The 22,485-nt window shown below is 72.4% G+C and carries 18 protein-coding genes; 6 read left to right on the forward strand and 12 right to left on the reverse strand.

Annotated features, from left to right (window positions below; all coding sequences use genetic code 11):
• Positions 1 to 11 precede the first annotated feature (11 nt).
• Together bioD and Q3W68_RS00100 are read right to left on the reverse strand one after the other, a co-directional pair.
• Positions 12 to 743 (reverse strand): dethiobiotin synthase, encoded by a 732-nt coding sequence (gene bioD / locus Q3W68_RS00095; RefSeq protein ID WP_302903531.1) that lies wholly within the window; start codon positions 741 to 743, stop codon positions 12 to 14.
• Positions 740 to 1,876, reverse strand: a complete 1,137-nt coding sequence (locus Q3W68_RS00100) for an 8-amino-7-oxononanoate synthase (RefSeq protein WP_302903532.1) — start codon at positions 1,874 to 1,876, stop codon at positions 740 to 742. The genes bioD and Q3W68_RS00100 overlap by 4 nt, the downstream gene beginning before the upstream one ends.
• Positions 1,877 to 2,034: 158 nt before the next feature.
• On the opposite strand from Q3W68_RS00100, the gene bioB reads away from it, so the two are divergent.
• Genes bioB through Q3W68_RS00115 form a run of 3 tightly spaced genes read left to right on the forward strand, consistent with a single transcriptional unit; the run spans position 2,035 to position 3,766 of the window.
• A complete protein-coding gene (gene bioB / locus Q3W68_RS00105) occupies positions 2,035 to 3,030 on the forward strand; it encodes a biotin synthase BioB (protein ID WP_013284870.1) in 996 nt (331 codons plus the stop codon).
• A gap of 7 nt (positions 3,031 to 3,037) precedes the next feature.
• Positions 3,038 to 3,256, forward strand: a complete 219-nt coding sequence (locus Q3W68_RS00110; RefSeq protein ID WP_091420122.1) for a hypothetical protein — start codon at positions 3,038 to 3,040, stop codon at positions 3,254 to 3,256.
• Positions 3,257 to 3,259: 3 nt separating this feature from the next.
• On the forward strand, positions 3,260 to 3,766 hold the full coding sequence (locus tag Q3W68_RS00115; protein ID WP_302903533.1) for a GNAT family N-acetyltransferase: 507 nt from the start codon (positions 3,260 to 3,262) through the stop codon (positions 3,764 to 3,766).
• Position 3,767: 1 nt separating this feature from the next.
• Here the strand turns inward: Q3W68_RS00115 and Q3W68_RS00120 are convergent, their stop codons facing one another.
• The 3 genes from Q3W68_RS00120 to Q3W68_RS00130 form a co-directional block, all read right to left on the reverse strand.
• On the reverse strand, positions 3,768 to 4,298 hold the full coding sequence (locus Q3W68_RS00120) for a DUF488 family protein (protein WP_302903534.1): 531 nt from the start codon (positions 4,296 to 4,298) through the stop codon (positions 3,768 to 3,770).
• A gap of 115 nt (positions 4,299 to 4,413) precedes the next feature.
• Complete coding sequence (locus tag Q3W68_RS00125; protein ID WP_302903535.1) at positions 4,414 to 6,849, reverse strand: non-reducing end alpha-L-arabinofuranosidase family hydrolase; 2,436 nt, start codon at positions 6,847 to 6,849, stop codon at positions 4,414 to 4,416.
• A 204-nt stretch (positions 6,850 to 7,053) separates the two neighbouring features.
• A complete protein-coding gene (locus Q3W68_RS00130; protein WP_302903536.1) occupies positions 7,054 to 9,927 on the reverse strand; it encodes a glycoside hydrolase family 9 protein in 2,874 nt (957 codons plus the stop codon).
• Positions 9,928 to 10,356: 429 nt separating this feature from the next.
• Between Q3W68_RS00130 and Q3W68_RS00135 the strand changes: the two genes are divergently transcribed.
• On the forward strand, positions 10,357 to 11,922 hold the full coding sequence (locus Q3W68_RS00135; protein WP_302903537.1) for an aldehyde dehydrogenase family protein: 1,566 nt from the start codon (positions 10,357 to 10,359) through the stop codon (positions 11,920 to 11,922).
• A 176-nt stretch (positions 11,923 to 12,098) separates the two neighbouring features.
• Here Q3W68_RS00135 and Q3W68_RS00140 read toward each other — a convergent pair whose 3' ends face one another.
• Together Q3W68_RS00140 and Q3W68_RS00145 are read right to left on the reverse strand one after the other, a co-directional pair.
• The gene (locus tag Q3W68_RS00140; protein WP_302903538.1) at positions 12,099 to 13,187 is read right to left on the reverse strand and encodes a GNAT family N-acetyltransferase; all 1,089 of its coding nucleotides are present in this window, start codon (positions 13,185 to 13,187) and stop codon (positions 12,099 to 12,101) included.
• Positions 13,188 to 13,267: 80 nt separating this feature from the next.
• Positions 13,268 to 13,972, reverse strand: coding sequence for an amino acid-binding protein (locus tag Q3W68_RS00145; protein ID WP_302903539.1), 705 nt, complete (start codon positions 13,970 to 13,972; stop codon positions 13,268 to 13,270).
• 150 nt (positions 13,973 to 14,122) lie between these two features.
• On the opposite strand from Q3W68_RS00145, the gene Q3W68_RS00150 reads away from it, so the two are divergent.
• Both Q3W68_RS00150 and Q3W68_RS00155 read left to right on the forward strand, forming a co-directional pair.
• Positions 14,123 to 15,196 (forward strand): phosphotransferase family protein, encoded by a 1,074-nt coding sequence (locus Q3W68_RS00150; RefSeq protein ID WP_302903540.1) that lies wholly within the window; start codon positions 14,123 to 14,125, stop codon positions 15,194 to 15,196.
• Complete coding sequence (locus Q3W68_RS00155; protein WP_302903541.1) at positions 15,197 to 16,408, forward strand: acyl-CoA dehydrogenase family protein; 1,212 nt, start codon at positions 15,197 to 15,199, stop codon at positions 16,406 to 16,408.
• Positions 16,409 to 16,428: 20 nt separating this feature from the next.
• Here the strand turns inward: Q3W68_RS00155 and Q3W68_RS00160 are convergent, their stop codons facing one another.
• The 5 genes from Q3W68_RS00160 to Q3W68_RS00180 all read right to left on the reverse strand — a co-directional run bounded on the left by Q3W68_RS00160 (position 16,429) and on the right by Q3W68_RS00180 (position 22,314).
• Positions 16,429 to 17,475, reverse strand: coding sequence for a LacI family DNA-binding transcriptional regulator (locus tag Q3W68_RS00160; protein WP_302903542.1), 1,047 nt, complete (start codon positions 17,473 to 17,475; stop codon positions 16,429 to 16,431).
• An 84-nt stretch (positions 17,476 to 17,559) separates the two neighbouring features.
• Positions 17,560 to 18,993, reverse strand: coding sequence for a GH1 family beta-glucosidase (locus Q3W68_RS00165; protein WP_302903543.1), 1,434 nt, complete (start codon positions 18,991 to 18,993; stop codon positions 17,560 to 17,562).
• Positions 18,990 to 19,790 (reverse strand): carbohydrate ABC transporter permease, encoded by an 801-nt coding sequence (locus tag Q3W68_RS00170; protein WP_030503048.1) that lies wholly within the window; start codon positions 19,788 to 19,790, stop codon positions 18,990 to 18,992. Before Q3W68_RS00170 ends, Q3W68_RS00165 begins: the two co-directional genes overlap by 4 nt.
• Positions 19,791 to 19,895: 105 nt before the next feature.
• Complete coding sequence (locus tag Q3W68_RS00175) at positions 19,896 to 20,876, reverse strand: carbohydrate ABC transporter permease (RefSeq protein WP_128137544.1); 981 nt, start codon at positions 20,874 to 20,876, stop codon at positions 19,896 to 19,898.
• Between the two features lie 118 nt (positions 20,877 to 20,994).
• Positions 20,995 to 22,314 carry an ABC transporter substrate-binding protein gene (locus Q3W68_RS00180; RefSeq protein WP_302903544.1) on the reverse strand — a complete coding sequence of 440 codons (1,320 nt, stop codon included), beginning with the start codon at positions 22,312 to 22,314 and terminating at the stop codon, positions 20,995 to 20,997.
• Positions 22,315 to 22,485 lie beyond the last annotated feature (171 nt).

Below are 22,485 nucleotides of genomic sequence, written 5' to 3' on the forward strand. Positions count from 1 at the left end.
ACCGACGAAAGTCAGGTCTCCTCGGCCCAGGCCCGCCAGTCGTCCAGCACGCCGTACAGGGCCGGGGTGAGCCAGCCGGGCGCGGACCGGCGGAACACGCCCGGGTCCATGCCGCCCGCGCCGGCCGGTACCGCACCGAGCAGGTCCGGCAGCAGCTCGGACAGGTTGAGCCAGTGCACCAGTTCCGGCTCGGTCGGCCAGGCGCCGATCACCACACCGGCCGGGACGGCCCGCCGTTCCAGCGCCTCCAGAGTGAGAGCGGTGTGGTTGAGCGTGCCGAGCCCGGCCCGCGCCACCACCACCGCCGGCGCGCCGAGCGACACCGCCAGGTCGGCCACCGTCCACGGCTCGCCGGACGGGCGCAACCCCATCGGTACGAGCAGCCCGCCCGCGCCCTCGACGAGCACCAGGTCGTGCTTGTCCGCCTCCTCGCGGATCGCGTCGACGGCGTTGTACAGCTCCAGCGGCGGCAGCTCCGCCACCCGGGCCGCGGCCAGCGGGGCCAGCGGGTCGGGGTAGCTGGCGAGCGTCCGGCCGGTCGACGGGGCGGCCAGCCGGGTCACCGAGTCGACGTCGCCGGGCTCGCCTGTCGCCGTACCGGTCTGGCCGGGCTTGACCACGGCGACCCGCAGGCCGGCCGCCTGCGCGGCGGCGGCGACGGCGGCGGTCACCACCGTCTTGCCGACCTCGGTGTCGGTGCCGGTCACCAGCACCGGCCCGGTCCAGGCGTCGCCGAAACTCATGGCGCACACTCCACGATGACGTCCAGGGCCCGGTCGAAGCCGGCCCGGTCCACCCCGGCGCTGACGGTGAGCCGCAGCCGGGAGCGGCTGTCCGGCGTGGACGGGGGACGGAAGCAGCCGACCGCGACGCCCCGGTCCCGGCAGGCGGCGGCCCAGGCGGTCGCCTCCTGCGGGCCGGGCGCGGTCACCGAGATCACGGCGCCGTCCGGGGCGGACACGGACAGCCCGGCCGCGCCGAGCCGGCGCACCGCCGCCGCGACCCGGTCGGCCAGTTCGACGCGCAGCGCGTCACCGGTGCGGGCCAGGCGCACCGCGGCGCGTACCCCGGCCACCACGGCGGGCGGCGGCGCGGTGTCGAAGATGAACGTGCGGCCGGTCTCCACCAGGTGGCGGACGAACTCGGCCGGCCCGGCGACCACGCCGCCGGCCCCGCCGAGCGCCTTGGACAGCGTCGCGGTGACCACCACGTCGGGCGCGCCGGCGAGTCCGGCGGCGGCCACCCCGCCGGCGCCGGCCGGGCCGGTGACGCCGAGCGCGTGCGCGTCGTCGACGAGCAGCAGCGCGCCGTGGCGGCGGGCCACCGCGTGCAGTTCCGCGAGCGGGGCCAGGTCGCCGTCGACGGAGAAGACCGACTCGGTCACCACCACCGCCGGGCGGCCCGGCGCGGCGGCGAGCGCCGCGGCCACCGCTTCGACGTCGGCGTGCGGCGTCACGAGCGTCTCCGCGCCGGAGATCCGGCAGCCGTCGATCAGTGAGGCGTGGTTGTGGGCGTCGGAGACGAGCAGCGTACGCGGCTGCGTCAGCCCCCGGACGGCGGCGAGGTTGGCCAGGTAGCCGGAGGAGAACACCAGCGCCCGGTCGACGCCGAGCCAGCCGGCCAGGTCGTCCTCCAGCGCGTGGTGCGCGTCCGTGGACCCGCGCACCAGGCGCGACCCGGTGGCGCCCAGCCCGTACGCGGACAGGGCCTCCGCTGCGGCGGCGGTGACCTCGGGGTGGGTGGCCAGGCCGAGGTAGTCGTTGCCGGCCAGGTCGACCACGGCGTCGCCGGCGGCGCGGGGGCGCAGCGTGCGGGTCAGTCCCGCCCGGGCCCGCAGCTCGGCGCGGCGGTCCAGGGCCGCCAGCCAGTCCGCCACCGTGCCGTCCCCTCCCGCCGACTCCGCCCCCGCCGGGCGCTTCCGCGGGGCGAAGTTACCACCCGTGCCGAGGGCCCCGGCGTGGCGCGGTCCCGGCTCGCCGGGGGGCCGGCGGCGGTGGTTTCCCGGGCTCACGGTGGCCTGTTAGGTTACGAGCCATGCCAGAGATCCTCGACCAGGCCCGGGAGCGGGTGCTGGGCAACGGCGTCGGCCTCGACGAGGCCGGTGTCCTCGCGGTGCTGAACCTTCCCGACGAGCACCTGCCCGCCGCGCTCCAGCTGGCCCACGAGGTCCGGATGCGCTGGTGCGGCCCGGAGGTCGAGGTCGAGGGCATCGTCTCGCTGAAGACCGGCGGCTGCCCGGAGGACTGCCACTTCTGCTCGCAGTCCGGCCTGTTCACCTCGCCGGTGCGCTCGGTCTGGCTGGACATTCCGGCGCTGGTCGAGGCCGCGAAGCAGACCGCCGCGACCGGGGCGACCGAGTTCTGCATCGTCGCCGCGGTGCGCGGCCCGGACGCCCGGCTGATGAAGCAGATGCGCGAGGGCGTCGCCGCCATCCGCGCCGCTGTCGACATCCAGGTCGCCGCCTCGCTCGGCATGCTCACCAAGGAGCAGGTCGACGAGCTGGTCGAGATGGGTGTGCACCGCTACAACCACAACCTGGAGACCTGCCGCTCCTACTTCCCGAACGTGGTCACCACGCACTCCTGGGAGGAGCGCTGGGAGACGCTGCGGATGGTCCGCGAGTCCGGCATGGAGGTCTGCTGCGGCGGCATCCTCGGCCTCGGCGAGACGGTCGAGCAGCGCGCCGAGTTCGCCGCCCAGCTCGCCGAGCTGGACCCGCACGAGGTGCCGCTGAACTTCCTCAACCCGCGCCCCGGCACGCCGCTCGGCGACCGTCCGGTGGTGGAGGGCAAGGACGCGCTGCGCGCCATCGCCGCGTTCCGGCTGGCCATGCCGCGCACCATCCTGCGGTACGCGGGCGGCCGTGAACTGACCCTCGGTGACCTGGGCACCCGCGACGGGCTGCTGGGCGGCATCAACGCGGTGATCGTCGGCAACTACCTGACCACGCTGGGCCGGCCGGCGACTGCCGACCTGAAGCTGCTGGAAGACCTGAAGATGCCGGTGAAGGCGCTCTCGGCGACCCTGTGAGGCAGCGGTGACCGAATCCTCCCCCGCCACGGCGGCCCTCCCCGCCGCGCTCTGGTGCGACAGGTGCGGCGAGTCGGTGGCGGCCGGGCCGCACCCGGCGTGCGAGGCGGCCCGGGCGTGGGAGCCGCCGCGCTGGTGCGCGTCCTGCCGGCGGCGGATGAAGGTGCAGGTCGTTCCGACGGGCTGGTCGGCGGTCTGCGTCGAGCACGGCGAGCGGCGGGGCTGAGGCGTGCTGCGGGGGCGGGCGGTGACGTTGCGGCCGGTGACCGACGCCGACGTGCCCGCCCTGGCCGCGATCCGCGCCACTCCCGAGGTGCGCCGCTGGTGGCGCGGCGGCGACGACCTGGCCGCGTCGGTGCGGGCCGACCTGGCCGACGACGCGGTGACGATCTACGCCGTCGAGCACGACGGCCGGCTGGTCGGCGCGATCCAGTGGTACGCCGAGACCGACCCGGACTACCGCCACGCCAGCCTGGACGTCTTCCTCGACCCGGCGGTACGCGGCTCGGGGCTGGGCGGCGACGCGATCCGCACTCTGGTCCGGCACCTGATCGACGAGTACGGCCATCACCGGTTCACCATCGACCCGGCGGCGGCGAACACGGCGGCGATCCGGGCGTACGCGAAGGTGGGGTTCCGTCCGGTGGGCATCATGCGCCGCTACGAGCGGGGCGCGGACGGGCGCTGGCACGACGCGCTGCTGATGGATCTGCTCGCGGAGGATCTGGCCGGCTGAGTCAGCCGGCCCAGAGCAGGTGCCCGTCGGGCACCCGGCGGGCGCCCTCGGCGGGCCGGTGCGGGCTGAGCCGCCCGTCCGGCATGAGGTGTGACACGGGCACCCCGCGGCCGAGCACCGCGACGTCGGCGATCAGCCGCCGGTGGCAGCGCCACCAGACGCTCTCGCTGCACATCACCGCCGTGGTCCGCCGCGCGGCGTCGGCCAGCAGCTCGTCCACCGCGGCGTCGAAGTCGGGCGTGCGGGTGTACGCGGCGTACGCCCGGAAGGCCGCGACTGTCCACCAGGTGTCCGGTTCCGGTTCGCCGGCGCGGACGTGCCGGCGGCCGCCGAGGCGCGGCTCCCAGCGGTAGCCGATGCCTCGTTCGGGCAGCCACTTCTCCAGGGCCTCGCGGCGGACGTCCGGGTTGGTCCGGCTGGCCGGGTAGCGGCGCACGTCGACGACCAGGGCGACCTCGGCGGCGGCCAGCAGTTCCCCGAGCTGGTCCCGGCGGGCGGCCCCGTGTCCGACGGTCAGCAGCACGCGCTCCACCGCCCCAGCTTGCCCCGGTTCACCGCCGTCCGCCCGCCGGAGGGGCCAGCCCTACCAAGAAGCGTGCCCGGCACCGCACGGGTGCCGGGCACGCCTTCCTCGAACGGTGTGACGGTCAGCGTTGGAGGGTCAGCACACCCGGCCGCCACGGCAGCAGGTTGTAGTCGCCTCCCGCACTGGGGTTCTTGCCCTGGTACAGGAACTGGAGGTTGCAGGCGTCGACGGTCTTGGTCTGGTCGGGGTTGGTGCGGACCAGGTCACCGTGGCTGATGTCGTTCGTCCACGTCGCGCCGCTGTTGGCCTTGCCGGCGAACGGGTTGCTCTCGGTGGCGGCCTGCGGGGTCCACGAGCCGCTCAGGCTGTTGGACGTGAACGACCGGAAGTAGCGTCCCTGGCTCCCGATCGCCTCGACGATCATGAGGTACTGGTTCTGGCCCGCCACCTTGTAGACCTCGACGCCCTCGAACAGGTTGTTCGTCGAGTCGGTCATGATCGTCGTGTAGCTCGAACCGAAGCTGCCCGGGAAGTTCCCGAGCGGCATGCTCGACCGGTAGATCTTGCCGTTGTCCCCGGCGAAGAACAGGTACATGTTCTGGTCGTCGCCGATGAGCGTCTGGTCGATCACGCCGTACGGGGCGTCGGGCAGCGTGGCGGTGGACAGCGTCTGCGCCGAGGACCAGCCGTTGGCGTTGGTCGGGTCGCTCGACGTCTTGTAGCTGAACGAGGTCGGTCCCCACTGGTACGCCAGCACCCAGATGTTCTTCGGCGCGAAGTACAGCAGGGTGGGCGCCACGGTGCCCTGGCTCATTCCGTTCTGGCCGGCCGAGGCCATGTCGGACCAGTTGGTGAACGGGGTGAAGTTCATCGAGCTGTACTGGCCGCTGCTGTTGACGTACGACCCGTAGACCAGGTGCTTGCCGTTGTGGACCACGTTCGTGAAGTCCTTGAGCGAGACCCAGCCGTTCTGCGGGTTGGCCAGCGCGCCGGTCGACGACCACCGGTAGGTCGACGGGAGCGCGCAGCCGCTCGGCGGGGGCGTCGTGGTCGGCGGCGGCGTGGTCGGGGGCGTGGTGCCACCGAAGTCGGTCCGCCACTGCTGGTTGGTCTGTCCGTGGCAGTCGTACAGCTGGATCTGCTGGCCGTTGCCGGTGCCCCAGACGTCCAGGCAGCGGCCGGACTGCACACCGCTGATGGTGCCGTTGGAGTTGATGTTCCACTGCTGGTTGGACTGGCCGTTGCAGTCCCAGATGATGATTCCGGTGCCGTTGCCGGTGGCCGCGCCGTTCGCGTCGACGCACTTGGTGCCGTAGACCATCAGCTGCTTGCTGGAGGTGTACGTCCACTGCTGGTTCGACTGACCGTTGCAGTCGTAGAGCTGCACCCGGGTGCCGTTCGTCTGGGTGGCGTTCGGCACGTCGATGCACCGGCCCGACTGCACCCCGACGATCCGTCCGGCGCCACCGCTCGGCGGCGGTCCCGTGGTCGGCGTCGTGGTCGGCCCCGAGGTCGGGGCGGCCGCGTTGAGGGCGTTGAGGACCGAGGTGTACGCGGCCTTCTTGTTGCCGCTGCCGTCGAACAGCAGCGGGTTCTCGCCTGAGCGCCACGAGTCGCTGTCGCGCACACCCCACACCGTGATGCCGATACAGCGCGGCACGTTCAGGCACGCCTGCGTCAGGCCCGCGTACTGGCTGGTCGAGGCGTTGGTGACGTCGACCTCGGTGAGCGCCACGTCGACGCCGAGGGCGGCGAAGTTCTGCAGCGTGGTCTGGAAGTTGCCGGGCAGCGAGCTGCCGCCGGTGAAGTGGGTCTGCAGGCCGACGCAGTCGATCGGGACGCCGCGGGACTTGAAGTCCCGGATCATGTTGTAGACGCCCTGCGTCTTGCCGTACGACCAGTTCTCGATGTTGTAGTCGTTGTAGCAGAGCTTGGTCGACGGGTCGGCCGCCCGCGCGGTGCGGAACGCCACCTCGATCCAGTCGTTGCCGGTGCCCTGGAGGTTGGAGCTGCGGCGGCTGCCGTCCTCGTTGAACGCCTCGTTGACCACGTCCCACGCGGCGAGCTTGCCCCGGTAGTGGGCCATCACGCCGTTGATGTGGTCGATCATGGCCTGACGCAGGTTGCTGCCGCTCAGGCTCTGCATCCAGCCCGGCTGCTGCGCGTGCCACGCGAGGGTGTGCCCACGGACCTTCAGGCCGCGCTGGGTCGCCCAGTTGTAGATCTGGTCACCGGAGTTGAAGTTGAACTGGCCCCGCTGGGGCTGCGTCGCGTCCGGCTTCATCTCGTTCTCGGCGGTGATCATGTTGAACTCGCGCCCGGCGATGGTGCTGTACGTCGAGTCGCCGAGCCGGCCCGCCGCGATCGCCGTGCCGAAGTACCGGCCCGACTGCGCGGCGGCCGCGCCCAACGTGCTCGCGGCGGCGTTCGCCGACGGCATCATCACCGCGACGGCGGCCACCGTCACGGCGCTGACCGCGCCGGCGAGCAGCGCTCGGACGGCTGGCGATCGCCGTCGCCGGCTCCCGCCGCGATGAACGGATGGGCTCATGGCCATCTTGGCCTCCTTACTGGCCAACACCCAGGCCGTCGGGGCGAAGACGACTGGACGTCTCGGTTGGGTATCTAGCTCCGTCGATGCTTCCATCGCGCATCGACGGGGACAATGGTGTTTCGGAAACGTTTCCGAAAGGTCCCGGCCCGGCGAGGCGTGGCGTGGCCGGTCGCCCGGTGCGGCACCGGCCACGCCCTGCCTCGACGGTCAGGAGACGGTGCAGGCGGAGCCGTTCAGGGTGAAGGCGGCGGGCCTCGGGTTGTCGCCGGTGTGGGTGCCGTTGAAGCCGAAGCTGGTCGACGCCCCCGGTGCCAGCGTCCCGTTGTAGGACAGGTTGGATGCGGTCACCGCGGTACCGGTCTGGGTCACGTTCGCCGACCAGGCCTGCCCGACCTTCTGCCCGCTGTTGCCGAACGTGAACGCCAGCGTCCAGCCGTTGATCGCCGTGGTGCCGGTGTTCGCGACCGTGACGTTCGCGGTGAACCCGGTGTCCCAGGTGTTCGCCGTCCACGTCACCGCGCAGGCGCCACCCGTGGGTGGGGCCGTGGTGGTCACGGTGACGCCGGGCGAGGCCGGCGAGACGTTGCCGGCCGCGTCCACCGCCACCACGGTGAACGTGTACGTGGTGGAGGCGGTCAGCCCGGTCACCGCCAGCGTGGTGCCGGTGGCGGTGCCGACCAGGACGTTCCCGCCCCGGTAGACGCGATACCCGGTGACGCCCACCGCGTCGGTGGACGGACCCCAGGTCAGAGTCAGGCCGGTCGCGCCGACCGCGGAGGCGGTGGGCGTACCGGGTGCGGTCGGCGGGGTGGTGTCCGGCGCCGGGCCGGCCGGCGTGGTCACGCTGACGGCAGCCGATGACGCCGAGCGGTTGCCGGCGCCGTCGAGCGCCCGCACGGTGAACTGGTACGTCCGCTCCGGCGTCAGGCCGGTCACCGCGAGCGTGTTGGTGGTGGCGGTCCGCAGCACCAGCGCGTCGCTGCCGGCCTGCGACTGGGTGATCTCGTAGCCGGCCAGGCCGCTGCCGCCGGTGTCGGTGGACGCGGCCCAGGTCAGCGTGAGCCCGCTGGACGTGACGGCGGACGCGACCGGCGTGCCGGGCACCGAGGGAGCCGTGGTGTCCGGCGTGACCGGGCCGGGCTCCTCGCCCCAGACGCGCACGCCACCGGAGTAGAGCGGCACCTTGCGGTTCGGCCCGGCGGTGGCCTGGTACGACGGGTCGTTCGTCGGATCCCAGGTGCCGCCCTCCGGCACCCCGATCTTGAACTGGACCTCCATCCGGTGCTGCGACTGACCGGCGGGGGCGATGGTGTAGCCGGTGCAGTCGACCTCGACGTACCAGATGTCGCCGGAGAACTGCTTCGCTGTCGACGGCGACGGGCAGCCCTGGGTGTAGCCGGGCGTGACCGTCACCGGGCCGGTGCCGTCGGGCCGGAAGAAGTACCGGAACTTACCGGTGGTCAGCGCCCGGGCCGGGAACGCCGACTTGTTGTAGATGATCGCCTTGAGCCCGGTGGCGCGCGGCTCGGCCTGCATCACAGTGGTCTCCACCGTCAGCTCGTCCAGGTCGGGCGTCTCGGCGACCGGGAAGCCGGCGAGCGGGCTGCCGCCGTACTCGTTCGTGAGCCGGGCCAGCGCGGAGGTGAAGCCGGCGTTGTAGTCGGTGGCCACCTCGTTCATCACGTAGTCCGACCGGCTGTCGGTGTACGCGTCGTTGGCCGAGGACGGGCCGCCGACCAGCGCGCCGTAGAGCACGTGCCGGGTCTCGGTGGGCACTGTCTGGCTGTCCCACCAGGAGCCGTGGGCGGTGCGGTGGTGCGGGTTGCGCGGCGAGTTGGCCCCGAAGCCGATCTGGTAGCTGGAGTTGCGCGGGTTGTCGCCGAGCGCGTAGTTGATCTGCCGGACGGCGAAGTCGTGGTAACGCGCCTTGCGCGTGGTGTCGGTGGTCTTGTCGCTGTAGACCAGCGCGGCGAACGCGGTGTTCGAGGCGTACCGCAACGCGCCCCACGAGTCGAGCACGGCCATCCCGCCGGGCGAGTACGGCACCCGCTGCCCGTTGACGCCCACCGTCCAGTAGTCCAGCCACCGGTTCGCGTCGTCGACGTACTTCTGCTTGCCGGTCAGGTTGGCCAGCAGCACGTAGGCGCCGAACTGCTTGTTGTCCCAGGCGATGGTCCACTTGTAGGAACGGGTGGTGGACTGCGGCTCGGTGCCGAGCTTGTCGTACTCGCTCTCGGCCTTCGCCAGGTAGCTGGCGTCGCCGGTGGCGCGGTACAGCCAGATCGCGCCCCAGACCAGTTCGTCCTGGTAGCCGCTCCACGACTTGTAGAAGCTCGTCGCGTCGGTGATGCACTCGTGGTAGCTCTTCCGCACCGTGTCGGCGAACGTGTAGAGCTGCTTGGCGTGGCCGAGCAGCTTGTCCGCGTACGCCGCGTCGGTGGACCGGAACACCATTGACGACGCGGCCATCGCAGCCGCCGTCTCCCCCGCCAGGTCCGCGCCGCCACAGCTCGCGTCGATCTTGTACGCGGGCCGCGCCATCGGCATCACCTCGGCCGGGCCCCACCACTTGTGGTCGTCGTCGCCCTTGCCGACCTGTCCGTAGAGGACGTTCGCGGCGGGGTGCGCCTTGACGAAGTAGTCGTTGACGAAGCGCAGGTTGTTGAGCAGGTGGGTGAGCTGGCCGGAGGCGGCATACCCGTCGCGGTACTCGACCGCGCCCCACGCCAGCATTGTGGCGCTGAACGCCATCGGGAAGCCGAACTTCACGTGGTCGCCGGCGTCGTACCAGCCGCCGGTGAGGTCGACGCCGACGTCGGCGCCGTCGGTCAGCGCCGAGTCGCCGCGCCAGGACACCCGGTTCCAGGAGGGCTTGCGGCCCGACTGCTGCGCCTCGTAGAAGAACAGCGACTTCTGCAACGCCTCGGCGTAGTTGAACGCGGGCGCGGCCTGTGCGGCGGAGGCGGACGCGGGTGGCGGGGCGGCGACGGCAGTGGCCAGGCCGACGGCCAGCGCGGCGCCGGCGGCGAACAGCCGGCGGAGCCGGGACCGGCCTCCCGGCGGCGGAATCGGACGGGGCATGGCGAGCTCCTGTGGCTGGCGCCGGGCGGCAGCCGGAGCGGGGACGGGGTTCGCAGGGCTCCGGCTGCCGCGTGGCGGTGGTGGTGGGTGTCCGCGAGAGGTTCGGGAGCGCTCCCATGGACAACCGACAATGTAATGCGCCGTTCATCACAGGGGAAGACCACGCTGATCCGGAGCCTCCGGGCGTACTCACGGGTAACCATCGGGAGCTGGATCACATCATCGATCCTTCTCGATATAGAGCGTGCTCTGTCCCAGCTCAGGGGCATGGCCACCGTGGCGGACGCACCCACGAGCGCGCCGGCGACGGCGCGGCCGTCCTGGCATACGAACGTACGGTTGCCCGGCCGTTCGGCCCCGCGGGACAGTACGCCTCACCTGCGGTGCCATCGACGCCGCCGCTCCCCGGACGACACTGAGGAGATCGCGATGGCTCTACGACTCGCCGAGGGCACCTCCTGGTCCGACACGCTCGCCCGGGCGGTGGCCGCCACGCCCGAGGCGTTCGGCACCGGCCCCGACGGCACCAGCACCCTGCACAACCTCGTCCAGGGCGACTGGCGCGCGCTCGGCACGCCCACCGCCGTACGTACCCCGGTGGACAACACCGTCCTCGTCCACCTGGCCCGGCTCGACGCCGACACGGCCCGCGCCGCCGTCGCCCACGCCGCCGACGCGCACCGGGAGTGGGCGCGGACGCCGTTGGCCGAGCGCGTCGCCCGGGTCACCGACGCGCTGGACGCACTCACCGAGCACCGCGACCTGCTCGCCCTGCTGCTGGTCTGGGAGATCGGCAAGCCGTGGCGGCTGGCCTGCGCCGACGTGGACCGCGCGCTGGACGGCGTGCGCTGGTACGTGCAGGAGATCGAGCGGATGCTCGCCGACGGCCGGGAGCCGCTGCCCGGCCCGGTCAGCAACATCGCCTCCTGGAACTACCCGATGAGCGTGCTGGTGCACGCCGAGCTGGTGCAGTTGCTGGCCGGCAACGCGGTCATCGCCAAGACGCCGTCGCAGGGCGGCGCGGTGTGCCTCACCGTCGCGCACGCGCTGATGCGCCGTGCCGGACTGCCCGCCACACTGCTGTCCGGCAGCGGCGAGGAGCTCTCCGAGGTGCTCGTCCGGGCACCGGAGATCGGCGCCGTCGCGTTCGTCGGCGGGCGCTCCAACGGTGGCAAGGTAGCCGCCGCGCTGCTCGACTGCGACAAGCGGCACTTCATCGAGCAGGAGGGTCTGAACGCCTGGGGCATCTGGAACTTCTCCCAGTGGGACTCGCTCGCCGCGCACCTGCGCAAGGGCTTCGAGTACGGCAAGCAGCGCTGCACCGCGTACCCCCGGTTCGTGGTCCAGCGCGACCTGGTCGACGAGTTCCTCGACATGTACCTGCCGGTGGTCCGCTCCATCCGGTTCGGCCACCCGCTCGCCGTCGGTGACGACTGGTCGGCGGGCGACCCGCTGCCCGAGCTGGACTTCGGGCCGCTGATCAGCGCCGCCAAGGCCGACGAGCTGCGGCGCAAGGTCGACGAGGCGGTACGCGGCGGCGCCGTGCCGCTGCACCGCGGCAAGCTCGACGGCGCGCCGTTCCTGGACGGGCAGGACACGTCCGCGTACGTCGCGCCGGCCGTGTTGCTGGCCCCGCCCGGCCGGTCCCGCCTCATGCACGCCGAGCCGTTCGGCCCGGTGGACACGATCGTCGTGGTGGACACCACCGACGAGCTGCTGGCCCAGATGAACGCCTCCAACGGCGCGCTCGTCGCGTCGCTCGCGTGCGACGACGAGGAACTGGCCGGCAAGCTGGCGGTGGACCTCCAGGCGTTCAAGGTGGGCATCAACAAGCCGCGGTCCCGGGGCGACCGGGACGAGCCGTTCGGCGGCCGGGGCGCGTCCTGGAAGGGCGCGTTCGTCGGCGGCGACCTGCTCGTGCAGGCGGTCACCGTGGGCGGCGACGGCCGGCTCTACGGCAACTTCCCCGACTACAGCAGCTACCCGGCCACCTGATCGCGGACAGACGGGCAGGGCTCCCGCATCGGGAGCCCCGCCGTGTCACCGTCCCCCGTATCGGAGGTCGGCCCCTGTGGCGCGTGACCGCGCCGGTTCCGGCCGCCCGGCCGTACCCCTCGGGTGCGCCGCGCCTTTGCGGCGCACCTCCGTGGTCCGGCCGGTCGGCCGTCAGCTCAACTCGACCGCTGTGCGGGCAGCGTCACCTCGGCCCGCGCGGCCGGCTCGACCGCCGGCCGTGCGGCCAGCGGCAGCGTCGCGGTCAGCACGCCCCCGTCGCGTTCCATCGCCACCGGCCGGTCCAGCCGGCGCAGCGTCCGCAGCATCGGCGTGTTCTCGGACTGCACGTGCAGCAGCACGGCGGCGTACCCGGCCCGGTCGGCGTGCCCGACCAGGCGGCGCAGCAGCGCCGAGCCGAGGCCCCGGCGCTGCCAGTCGTCGCGGACCAGCAGCGCCGCCTCGGCCTCGTCGCCCTCGCCCAGCAGGTTCGCCATCGCCACGACCGGCTCCGCCGCCCCGCCGGAGCCCGCCGTGGCGAGCAGTGTCACGCCCCGGGCCGGCTCCAGCAGCCGGCGCAGCCGGGCCGGCGACGGGTCCGCCGCCCCGCTCAGGTAACGCCGCTGCCGGCTGCGCGCCGAGCAGGCGGCGTGCAGGTCGCGTACGCCGGGGACGTCCTCGGCGGTCGCGGCCCGCACCGACACCTCGCCGCCGTCCGGCAGCACCAGCGTGATCCGGTCGGCGTCCCGCCGGGCGAGCGTCGCGGCCAGCTCGACCAGGGCCTGCGCGCGGGCGTACTCGGCCGGGGTGAAGCTGGGCTCCCGGCGGTGCAGCTCGTGGGCGCCGCCGGCCGGATCGGCGAGCACCATGGTGGTGCCGCCCACCCCGCCCGGCGCGGTGGCGGACGTCGGGCGCCACGTCACCGCGTCGGCGCCGAGCAGCGTGCGCAGCACCTCGCCGGTCGCCTCCGGGTCGCGGACCAGCCGCCCGGCGAGCCCGAGCAGCCGGGTCGGCTCGTCGGCCAGCCCGCGTGCCCCGCTGCGCGCGACCCAGCAGTCCCGGCCCCGGCCCCGATCCACGGCGGCCCGCAGCTCCGCCTCGGTCACCTGCTCGGGCGCGTCGACCAGGAAGTCGTCGACCGCGCCGGCCTCGGTGGTGTGCACCTGCACGCTGAGGATGTTGACCCCGCGCAACGCGAGGCTCGCCGTGAGCACCGACAGGTATCCCGGCCGGTCGTCCACGGTGGCTCGGATCCGCCACAGCGCCATGGTTGTCTCCCTTCCTCAGCACCGACCATGCCGTCCGCCTGTTGCGGGCCCGTTGCCCCGGGGTGACGCGAGCCGTCCGGTCAGGTGACGGTGGTCACTGGCGGCGTGCCGACCAGGTCCAGCCGGTCGCCGAGGATCACCGCGCTGGCGCGGACGAGCTGGGCGAGCCGGTCCACCTCGGTGGAGTGGAACCCGGCGGCGGCGAGCGGCTCACTGTGGTCGCGGGCGACCACCAGCACCAGCCCGGCCCGGCCGAACGGCGCCACCGCGTAGTGGTGCCCGTCCGGGCTGGTCAGGGAGCGCGCCCGCAGCGGGGTCACCTCCGGCAGTCGCGGCGGCGACGGCGCCCGCCAGCTCGCGTGCCCGATCGCGGCGACGCCGGCCTCGCCGCCGCGCGAGGCCCAGTCCAGCGGTACGACGGCGGCCACCGCCCAGTCCGCGGCGAGCAGCCCGGGCACCGCGTCGACGAGCGTGGCCACCCCGTCGACCGGGTTCGCCGCCACCTGGGCGAGCAGTTCGGCGTCCTGACCGGTGGTGGTGGGCGCGCCGATCGCCCGCCACACGCCGTCCACCCGGACGCCGGGGATCGCGGCCAGCCCGGCGAGCATCCGCTCCACCCGCGCCGCACCCGGCCAGACCACTGTGAAGTCGTCCACCGCCCGGCCGCCGAGCCGTTCCAGCACCACCACCTGCACGATGTCCGCGCCGGAGACGCCGAGTGTGCGGGCCACCTGGCCGAGCGTGCCCGGACGGTCCGGCAGGGTCACCCGAACTCTCAGCAGCATGTCTGATCCCCTCCGCTCGGCGAGCCGGCCGAGCGGCCGGCAGGCTGGGGCCCAGCCTGCCGGTTGACCATTTCGCCCCTGTTGCAGGGGCATGTCCCGCCGGGAAAACCCGACCTTGACAACAAAGCTGAGCTGCCATCAACTAATCGGATGACCGATCCGGCCGCCGATGTCGCCGCGCCCTCGACCGGTCCCGCCCCGCGCGGGCTCGACCTCGACCGGCTCGCCGCCCACCTGGCCGTCCACCGGCCGGACCTGAGCGGGCCGCTGTCGGCGCGGCTGATCGCCGGCGGCAAGTCCAACCTCACCTACCTGCTGCGTGCCGGCGACCGCGAGGTGGTGCTGCGCCGGCCCCCGCTGGGGCACGTGCTGGCCACCGCGCACGACATGGCCCGGGAGCACCGGGTGATCTCGGCGCTCGCGCCGACCGGCGTACCGGTGCCGGAGGCGCTGCTGCTCTGCGCCGACGAGAGCGTCATCGGCGCGCCGTTCTACCTGATGGCGAAGGTCGACGGCGAGGTCTACCGGCGGCGGGAGCAGACCGACGCGCTCACCTCCGGCCAGCGGCACGACCTCGCCATGGCGATGATGGACACGCTCGCCACGCTGCACCGGGTCGAGCCGGCCGAGGTGGGGCTGGCCGACTTCGGCCGCCCGGAGGGCTACCTGGCCCGGCAGGTACGCCGCTGGGCCGGCCAGCTCGACCGGTCCCGCAGCCGGCCGCTGCCCGGCATCGACGAGCTGCGCGACGCGCTGGCCGCCAGCGTGCCCGAGGGCGCGAACGCGGGCCGGATCGTGCACGGCGACTACCGGCTGGACAACCTGCTCGCCACCGTCGACCCGGTGGCGGTGCGCGCGGTGCTGGACTGGGAGATGGCCACGCTCGGCGACCCGCTGGCCGACCTCGGGCTGCTGCTGACGTACTGGGACGTGCTCGGCGACAGCGACCACGGCGAGGGCAACCCGGTGGCCGACGGCATCGGCCCGCGCGCCGGCTTCCCCACCGGGGCCGAGCTGATCGAGCGGTACGCCGGGCGCAGCGACGTCGACGTCGGCCCGCTGCACTGGCACGTGGCACTCGGCTGTTTCAAGCTCGCGGTGATCTGCGAGGGCATCCAGTACCGGCACACGCTCGGGCAGACGCTGGGCGAGGGTTTCGACCGGATCGGCGACATGGTGGCGCCGCTCGTGGCACACGGGCTGCGCGCGGTGAGGGAGAGCTAGATGGAGTTCGCGTACGACGACCGGACGGTCGAGCTGCGGCAGCGGCTGGAGGCGTTCCTCACCGAGTGCGTGTACCCGGCCGAGCCGGTGCACCACGAGCAGGTGCTCGCCGCGGGCGACCCGTGGGCCCGCCCGCCGGTGATGGAGGAGCTGAAGGCGCAGGCACGGGAGCGCGGGCTGTGGAACCTGTTCCTGCCCGACGCCCGCTACGGCGCCGGGCTGACCAACCTCCAGTACGCGCCGCTGGCCGAGCTGACCGGCCGCAGCCCGCATCTGGCCCCGGAGGCGCTCAACTGCGCCGCGCCGGACACCGGCAACATGGAACTGCTCGCCGAGTTCGGCTCCGAGGAGCAGCGCAAGCAGTGGCTCATGCCGCTGCTCGCCGGTGAGATCCGGTCCGCGTTCTGCATGACCGAGCCGGAGGTGGCGTCCTCGGACGCGACGAACATCGCCACCCGGATCGTCCGCGACGGCGACCACTACGTGATCAACGGCCGCAAGTGGTGGTCGTCCGGGGCGATGGACCCGCGCTGCGAGATCTTCATCGTGATGGGCAAGACCGACCCGGACGCGGACCGGCACCGCCAGCAGAGCATGATCCTGGTCCCCCGGGACACCCCCGGCGTGACGGTGCGCCGCGGGATGCGGGTCTTCGGCTACAGCGACGCCTCGCACGGCGGGCACGCCGAGATCGACTTCACCGACGTGCGGGTGCCGGTGGACAACCTCGTCGGCGAGGAGGGCACCGGGTTCGCCATCGCCCAGGCCCGGCTCGGCCCCGGCCGCATCCACCACTGCATGCGCCTGGTCGGCATGGCCGAGCGGGCCCTGGAGCTGCTCTGCCGGCGGGTGCTCGACCGGGTCGCGTTCGGCCGCCCGCTCGCCGAGCAGGGCGTGGTACGCGAGTGGATCGCCGAGTCCCGGGTCCGGATCGAGCAGGCCCGCCTGCTGGTGCTCAAGACCGCGTGGCTGATGGACACCGTCGGCAACAAGGGCGCGCACACCGAGATCCAGGCCATCAAGATCGCCACGCCGCTGATGGCGGAGTGGGTGATCGACAAGGCCATCCAGGCGTACGGCGGGGCCGGGGTCAGCCAGGACACCCCGCTGGCACAGCTGTGGGCGCAGGCCCGCACGCTACGCCTGGCCGACGGTCCCGACGAGGTCCACCGCGCCTCGCTGGCCCGCCGGGAGCTGCGCCGCCATTCCTGACCGGCGCCCCGCCGCGTGGGTCAGGCGGAGGCCCGGTGGACGAGTTCGGTGTCCAGCAGCACGTGCGGGGAGGGCACCTCCTCGCCCCGGATGCGGGACACCAGCAGCCGGGCCATCTGCCGGCCCATCTCCTCCACCGGCTGGAAAACGGTGGTCAGCGGCGGCTCGGCCTGACGCGCGATCGGGGCGTCGTCGAAGCCGATCACCGCCACGTCCTCGGGCACCCGGCGGCCGGCCTCGCGCAACGCGCGCAGCGCGCCGAACGCCATCAGGTCGGAGGCGACGAACACGGCGTCCAGTTCCGGGCAGACGTCGAGCAGCCGGCGCATGGCGGCCGTGCCGCTGCCCTCGCTGAAGTCCCCGTACGCGATCAGGCCCGGATCGACCCGGCTGCCGGACGCGCGCACGGCCTCCTGGTAGCCGGAGAGCCGGGCCAGGCCGGCGCCCATGTCCTGCGGGCCGGCGATGGTCGCGACCCGCCGGCGGCCCTGGCGGAACAGGTGCTCCACCGCCTGCCGCGCGCCGCCGACGTTGTCCATGTCGACGAACCAGGCCGGCTGCGCGTTCGGGTGCAGCATCCGCGCCGGACGGCCGCCGAGCACAGTCGGCAGACCGCGCTCCTCCAGCAGCGTGGGCAGCGGGTCGGCGTCGTGCAGGGACAACAGGAGTACGCCGTCCACGTGCTGGTTGGTCAGGTGGTGCTCGACCCGTTCCCGCTCGATCGGCGACTGCACCATGGCCAGCCACAGCTGCATGGGCGTCTCCACCAGCCCGGAGCTGACGCCCCGGACGATCGCCGCGAAGAACGGCTCGGTGAAGACCCGCTCCCCCGACTCGGAGACCACCAGGGCCACCGAGTCGGTCCGCTGGGTGACCAGCGCACGGGCGGCGCGGTTCGGCACGTACCCCAGTTCCGCGATGGCCTGCTGGACGGCGGCCCGGGCCTCCGGGCTGACCTGCGGCGACCCGTTGACCACGCGGGAGACCGTGCCGCGCCCGACGCCGGCGCGGGCCGCGACCGCGTCGAGGGTCGGGCGCCCGAGCGAGCGGGTGCGCTGCGTTGTCATCGTCTGTTGCTCCTCCGACGGTCGGGCGGACCCGGCACCGATTGAGGCGTCGGCGCCGGGCCGCCCGTTACTGGCTGGCCCAGCTTATTGTGCGGGCAGGCCGTTGCGTCGGATCACGTCGGCGTACCACCTGGCGCTGGACTTCGCGATCCGGTCCTGGCTGTCGTAGTCGACATAGACCATGCCGAACCGCTTCGTGTAGCCCCAGGCCCACTCGAAGTTGTCCAACAGCGACCAGGCGAAGTAGCCCTTGAGCGGCACTCCGGCCTCGATCGCGGCGTGCGCCGCGCGCAGGTGCGCGGCGAAGTAGGCCAACCGGTCCGGGTCGTCGACCCGGCCGTCGACGAGCTCGTCGACGAACGCCGAGCCGTTCTCGGTGACGTAGAGCGGCAGGTCGGTGTACTCCCGGTGGACCCGCTCCAGCGTCTCCACCAGGCCCGGGGCGTCGATCTCCCAGTCCATGTCCGTCACCGGGACACCCCGGGTGACGAACCGGACGTCCTCGCTGCCCGGCCAGCAGGACGGCGCCCGCCAGTAGGGCTCCGGCTCCGCGCCCTCGACCGGCGCGGCCACCACGTGCCGGCTGTAGTAGTTGACCCCGACCATGTCCAGCGGGGTGGAGATGGTCGCCAGGTCACCGTCGCGCACGTGCCCCATGTCGGTGACCTGACGCAGGTCCGCGACGAGATCCGCCGGGTACGCGCCGCGCAGCACCGGGTCGAGGAAGAACCGGTTCGCCAGCGCGTCGATCCGGCGGGCCGCGTCGGCGTCCGCCGCCGACCCGGTGGCCGGGGTCACCGGGTACAGGTTGACGGTGATGCCGAGCTGCGCCTCCGGGCGGGCCGCCCGTACCGCCTGCACGGCCAGGCCGTGACCGAGCATCAGGTGGTGCCCGGCCCGGACCGCGTCCGCGCCGTCCCGGCGGCCCGGCGCGTGCACGCCGGAGCCGTAGCCGAGGAACGCCGAGCACCACGGCTCGTTCAGCGTGGTGAAGTACTTCACCCGGTCACCGAGCGCCTCGGCGACCAGGTGGGCGTACTCGGCGAAGCGGCCGGCGGTGTCCCGGGCCGGCCAGCCGCCCGCGTCCTCCAACGGCTGCGGCAGGTCCCAGTGGTAGAGCGTCAGCCAGGGCTCGATGCCGTGGCCGAGCAGCTCGTCGACCAGGCGGCGGTAGAAGTCCATGCCCTCCTGGTTGATCCCGCCGGTGCCGCCCGGCTGCACGCGCGGCCAGCTCACCGAGAAGCGGTACGACCGCAGGCCCAGGTCGGCCATCAGCCGCACGTCGTCGGGCATCCGGTGGTAGTGGTCGCACGCCACGTCGCCGGTGTGCCCGGCCACCGTCCGGCCCTCGGTGTGGCTGAAGGTGTCCCAGATCGACGGGGTACGGCCGCCCTCCGTCGCCGCGCCTTCGATCTGGTACGCGGCGGTGGCCGCGCCCCAGAGGAAGTCGGGCGGGAAGGTGAGGGCCGGACCGGCGTCGAGGACGCCGACGGCGGGCGGGCTTGCTGGGTTGCTCACGACTTGACGGCGCCTTCCATGATGCCGCCGATGATCTGGCGGCCGAACAGAACGAACACGACGAACAGGGGCAGGGTCGCGATCAACGTACCGGCGAAGATCTGCGAGTTGTCGGCGAAGTAGGCGGTGTTGAGGCTGCGCAGCGAGATCTGGACGGTCGGGTTGGACGGGTCCGCCAGCACCACGAACGGCCAGAAGAACTGGTTCCACTGCTCCATGAAGGTCAGCAGGCCCAGCACCGCGGCGGCCGGACGCAGCGCGGGTGCCACCACGTGCCAGTACACCCGCCAGGTGGAGCAGCCGTCCACCCGGGCGGCCTCGATCAACTCGTTCGGTACCGCCTGCTCGGCGTACTGGCGCATCATGAAGATGCCGAAGCCGCCGATCAGGAACGGAACGGTCACCGACGGCATGGTGTTCAGCCAGTCGAGCTTGGCCATCAGGATGTAGAGCGGCAGCACGCCGAGCTGGATCGGCACCATCATCGAGGTGAGGATGATCAGCAGCAGCGCGTTCTTGCCCCGGAAGCGGAGCTTGGCGAACGCGAAGCCGGCCAGCGAGCCGAAGAACACAGTAGCGATGGTGATCGTCCCGGAGACCAGGAACGAGTTCATCAGGCCCTTGACGATGTTGGCGTCGCTGTTGGCGAGCACCCGCTCGATGTTCTCGCCGAGCTTGCCGCCGGGCAGGAACGGCGGCGGCCAGGAGTTGGCCGCGTCGTTCGTCCGGCTGGCGATCACGATCATCCAGTAGAACGGGAACAGGGACAGCAGCACGCCGAAGATCAGGCCGATCATGGTGAGCGGGCTGGCCTTCCAGAGCCGCTCGGCCTGGTGGGTGGCCTTCACCGGCGGGCTCTGCCGGGTGGGCGGTCGGACGGCGGTGGTCGTCATCTCGTCACCTCACTTGTCGGAGCTGATGCGGCGGGCGAGCAGGTAGTTGATCGCCGACATCAACGCGATGAGCACGAAGAGCACGAGCGCGACCGCTCCGGCGTAGCCCCACCGGAAGCGCTGGTTCATCACGTCGAGCAGGTACATCGTGATGGTCTGGAACTGCCCCTCCGAACCGCCGGAGAGGCCGCCCGAGCCGCTGGTGAACAGCAGTGGCTCGGTGAACAGCTGGAGGCCGCCGATGGTGGAGATGATCAGCGTGAAGATGATCGTGGGGCGCAGCTGCGGGACCGTGATGGACCAGAACTGGCGCCGCCGGGAGGCGCCGTCCAGCGCCGCGGCCTCGTACATGTCCTTGCTGATCGACTGCATGGCGGCCAGGTAGATCAGCGCGTTGTAGCCGACCCAGCGCCAGTCGACCATTGTGGAGATGGCGAACCAGGACGCGAAGCGGTTCGCCCGCCAGTCGATCGGGTCCAGGCCGACGCTGTCGAGCAGCCAGTTGACCAGGCCGAAGTCCTTCGCGTAGATCATCGAGAAGATCAGCGCGACCACGGCGGTCGAGGTGATGATCGGCATCGCGATGGCCATCCGGAAGAACGTCTGCGCGCGCAGCTTCCGGTTCAGCGCGTTGGCGAGCATCAGCGCCAGCAGCAGCTGGGGCACTGTGGAGAGCAGGAACATGCCGAACGTGTTGACCACCGCGTTCCAGAACTGCGGATCCTCGGTGATCAGTTCGACGAAGTTGTCCATACCGACGAAGGAGATCGTCGAGTTCAGCGGCGACCGGTCGGTCAGCGCGATCCAGACCGTGTACGCGATCGGGTACACGCCGAACACGGCGAAGATCACGAAGAACGGCAGGACGTACAGGTACGGCGAGTACTTCAGGTCCAGGCGCGTCAGTGAGGCGGCACGGCGGCGCGTGTGACGGGCGGCGCGCGGCGGGCCGGGGTCGGGCGGCGCCGCGGCGTGCAGGTCGAGGCTCATGGGGAGTCCTTCTCCTCGGCCGGCGTCACCCGCCACACGGGCGACGCCGGACTCTGCGGGCACCGCGGGTGGCGCCGGCAGCCGGGCTGCCGACGCCACCCGCGGGCGGCTCAACCGGTCACTTACCGGCGGCCGCACCGTTCTTCAGGGCCGCCTGCCACTGCTCGCCGGCCGACTTGCCCTGCTCCACGGCGCGCAGCGTGTTCTCCACGGCGGTGCGGACCGCGTTGTTCTTCGGGCCGAGGTAGACCGGCTTCAGCTCGGTGGCGCCGGCGGCGAAGATCTTGCCGACCGGGGCCTTGCTGAAGTAGTCGTTGGTCGAGTCGGCCACGGCCGGGTCGGTGAGCGCCTGCGGGTTCGAGGGCAGGTTGCCGACCGCCTTGTACGCGCCGATCTGGCCCTTGGCGCTGGTCAGGAACTTGGCCAGCTCCGCGGCCTCCTTCTGGTGCTTGCTCGACTTCGGCACGCCGAGGAAGGAGCCGCCCCAGTTGCCACCGGCGCCCGGCGCCTTGGCGATGTCCCACTTGCCGGCCGCCGCGTCACCGGCCTGGCCCTTGATGACACCGGTCATCCAGGCGGGGCAGGCGATGGTGGCGAAGGTGCCGTTCTTGAAGCCGGCGTTCCACTCGTTGGAGAACGACTGGAGGTTGTTGGACAGCCCGGCCGAAATCATCTTGGTGGTGAGGTCGTACGCCGTCTTCACGTCCGGGTTCTGGTCGATGACCATCTTGTTGCTCTTGTCGTAGTACGTGTAGCCGGTGCCCTGGCCCGCGACCTGCATCAGCACGACGTTGTAGAAGTTGGTCGCCGAGTCGACGAACTTGTGCTTCTTGTCGGCGGCGGCGAACTTCTGGCCGGTGGCGATGAACTCGTCCCAGGTCGGCCAGAGCGCGCCGACCTGCTCGCGGTCGGTGGGCAGCCCGGCGGCCTTGAACAGGTCGCTGCGGTAGCACAGCGCCATCGAGCCGACGTCGGTGCCGAGGCCCAGCACCTTGCCGTCGGGGGTGGTGCCCTGCTCCCACTTCCACGGCAGGAAGTTGCCCTTGAGGTCGTTCGCGCCGTGGTCGGCGAGGTTCACGAACTTGTCGGCCTGGGCGTAGAACTGGACGATCGTGCCCTCTTCCAGGGCCACCACGTCGCCGGCGCCCGAGCCCGCGGTGATCTGCTGGGTCAGACGGGTGTTGTAGTCACCGAGGCCGAGGCCCTTGCCCCGCTCCTGGATCTTGACGTTCGGGTGCTCCGCTTCGTACTGCTTGTACAGCTCTTCGTAACCGAAGCCCTGGTCGCCGAAGACGTCGACGACCAGGGTGACCGGGCCGCCGCCGCTGCCGCTGTCGCCGCTGTCCGAGTCGTCGCCGCAGGCGGCGGTGGTGCCGAGCACGACGACGGACGCGAGCGCGATGGCCGCGAAGCGCCGACGACGGATTGGGACGCTCATCCGAGACCCCTCTTTCGGTGGTGAGGCGATATCTGCTGTGTGGTGGGGGGTGCGTTTCGCGCGGGCCGGAGCGGGCAGGAGGGAGATCCGCACCACTCTCGGGAGCGCTCCCATGAGGTTGCCGGGAGGTGACAGGGGTGTCAATAGACCGTTGGGAGCGTTCCCATTTCG

The organism is Micromonospora sp. C28ISP2-4, from assembly GCF_030519385.1.
Classification (GTDB): Bacteria; Actinomycetota; Actinomycetes; order Mycobacteriales; family Micromonosporaceae; genus Micromonospora; species Micromonospora tulbaghiae.

Bases quoted from the DNA above. Each gene is read 5' to 3' on its own strand.
- bioD (WP_302903531.1), bottom strand. From the start codon at position 743: ATGAGTTTCGGCGACGCCTGGACCGGGCCGGTGCTGGTGACCGGCACC.
- bioB (WP_013284870.1), top strand. From the start codon at position 2,035: ATGCCAGAGATCCTCGACCAGGCCCGGGAGCGGGTGCTGGGCAACGGC.
- Q3W68_RS00125 (WP_302903535.1), bottom strand. From the start codon at position 6,849: ATGGCCATGAGCCCATCCGTTCATCGCGGCGGGAGCCGGCGACGGCGA.
- Q3W68_RS00130 (WP_302903536.1), bottom strand. From the start codon at position 9,927: ATGCCCCGTCCGATTCCGCCGCCGGGAGGCCGGTCCCGGCTCCGCCGG.
- Q3W68_RS00135 (WP_302903537.1), top strand. From the start codon at position 10,357: ATGGCTCTACGACTCGCCGAGGGCACCTCCTGGTCCGACACGCTCGCC.
- Q3W68_RS00140 (WP_302903538.1), bottom strand. From the start codon at position 13,187: ATGGCGCTGTGGCGGATCCGAGCCACCGTGGACGACCGGCCGGGATAC.
- Q3W68_RS00145 (WP_302903539.1), bottom strand. From the start codon at position 13,972: ATGCTGCTGAGAGTTCGGGTGACCCTGCCGGACCGTCCGGGCACGCTC.
- Q3W68_RS00150 (WP_302903540.1), top strand. From the start codon at position 14,123: ATGACCGATCCGGCCGCCGATGTCGCCGCGCCCTCGACCGGTCCCGCC.
- Q3W68_RS00155 (WP_302903541.1), top strand. From the start codon at position 15,197: ATGGAGTTCGCGTACGACGACCGGACGGTCGAGCTGCGGCAGCGGCTG.
- Q3W68_RS00160 (WP_302903542.1), bottom strand. From the start codon at position 17,475: ATGACAACGCAGCGCACCCGCTCGCTCGGGCGCCCGACCCTCGACGCG.
- Q3W68_RS00170 (WP_030503048.1), bottom strand. From the start codon at position 19,790: ATGATCGGCCTGATCTTCGGCGTGCTGCTGTCCCTGTTCCCGTTCTAC.
- Q3W68_RS00175 (WP_128137544.1), bottom strand. From the start codon at position 20,876: ATGAGCCTCGACCTGCACGCCGCGGCGCCGCCCGACCCCGGCCCGCCG.
- Q3W68_RS00180 (WP_302903544.1), bottom strand. From the start codon at position 22,314: ATGAGCGTCCCAATCCGTCGTCGGCGCTTCGCGGCCATCGCGCTCGCG.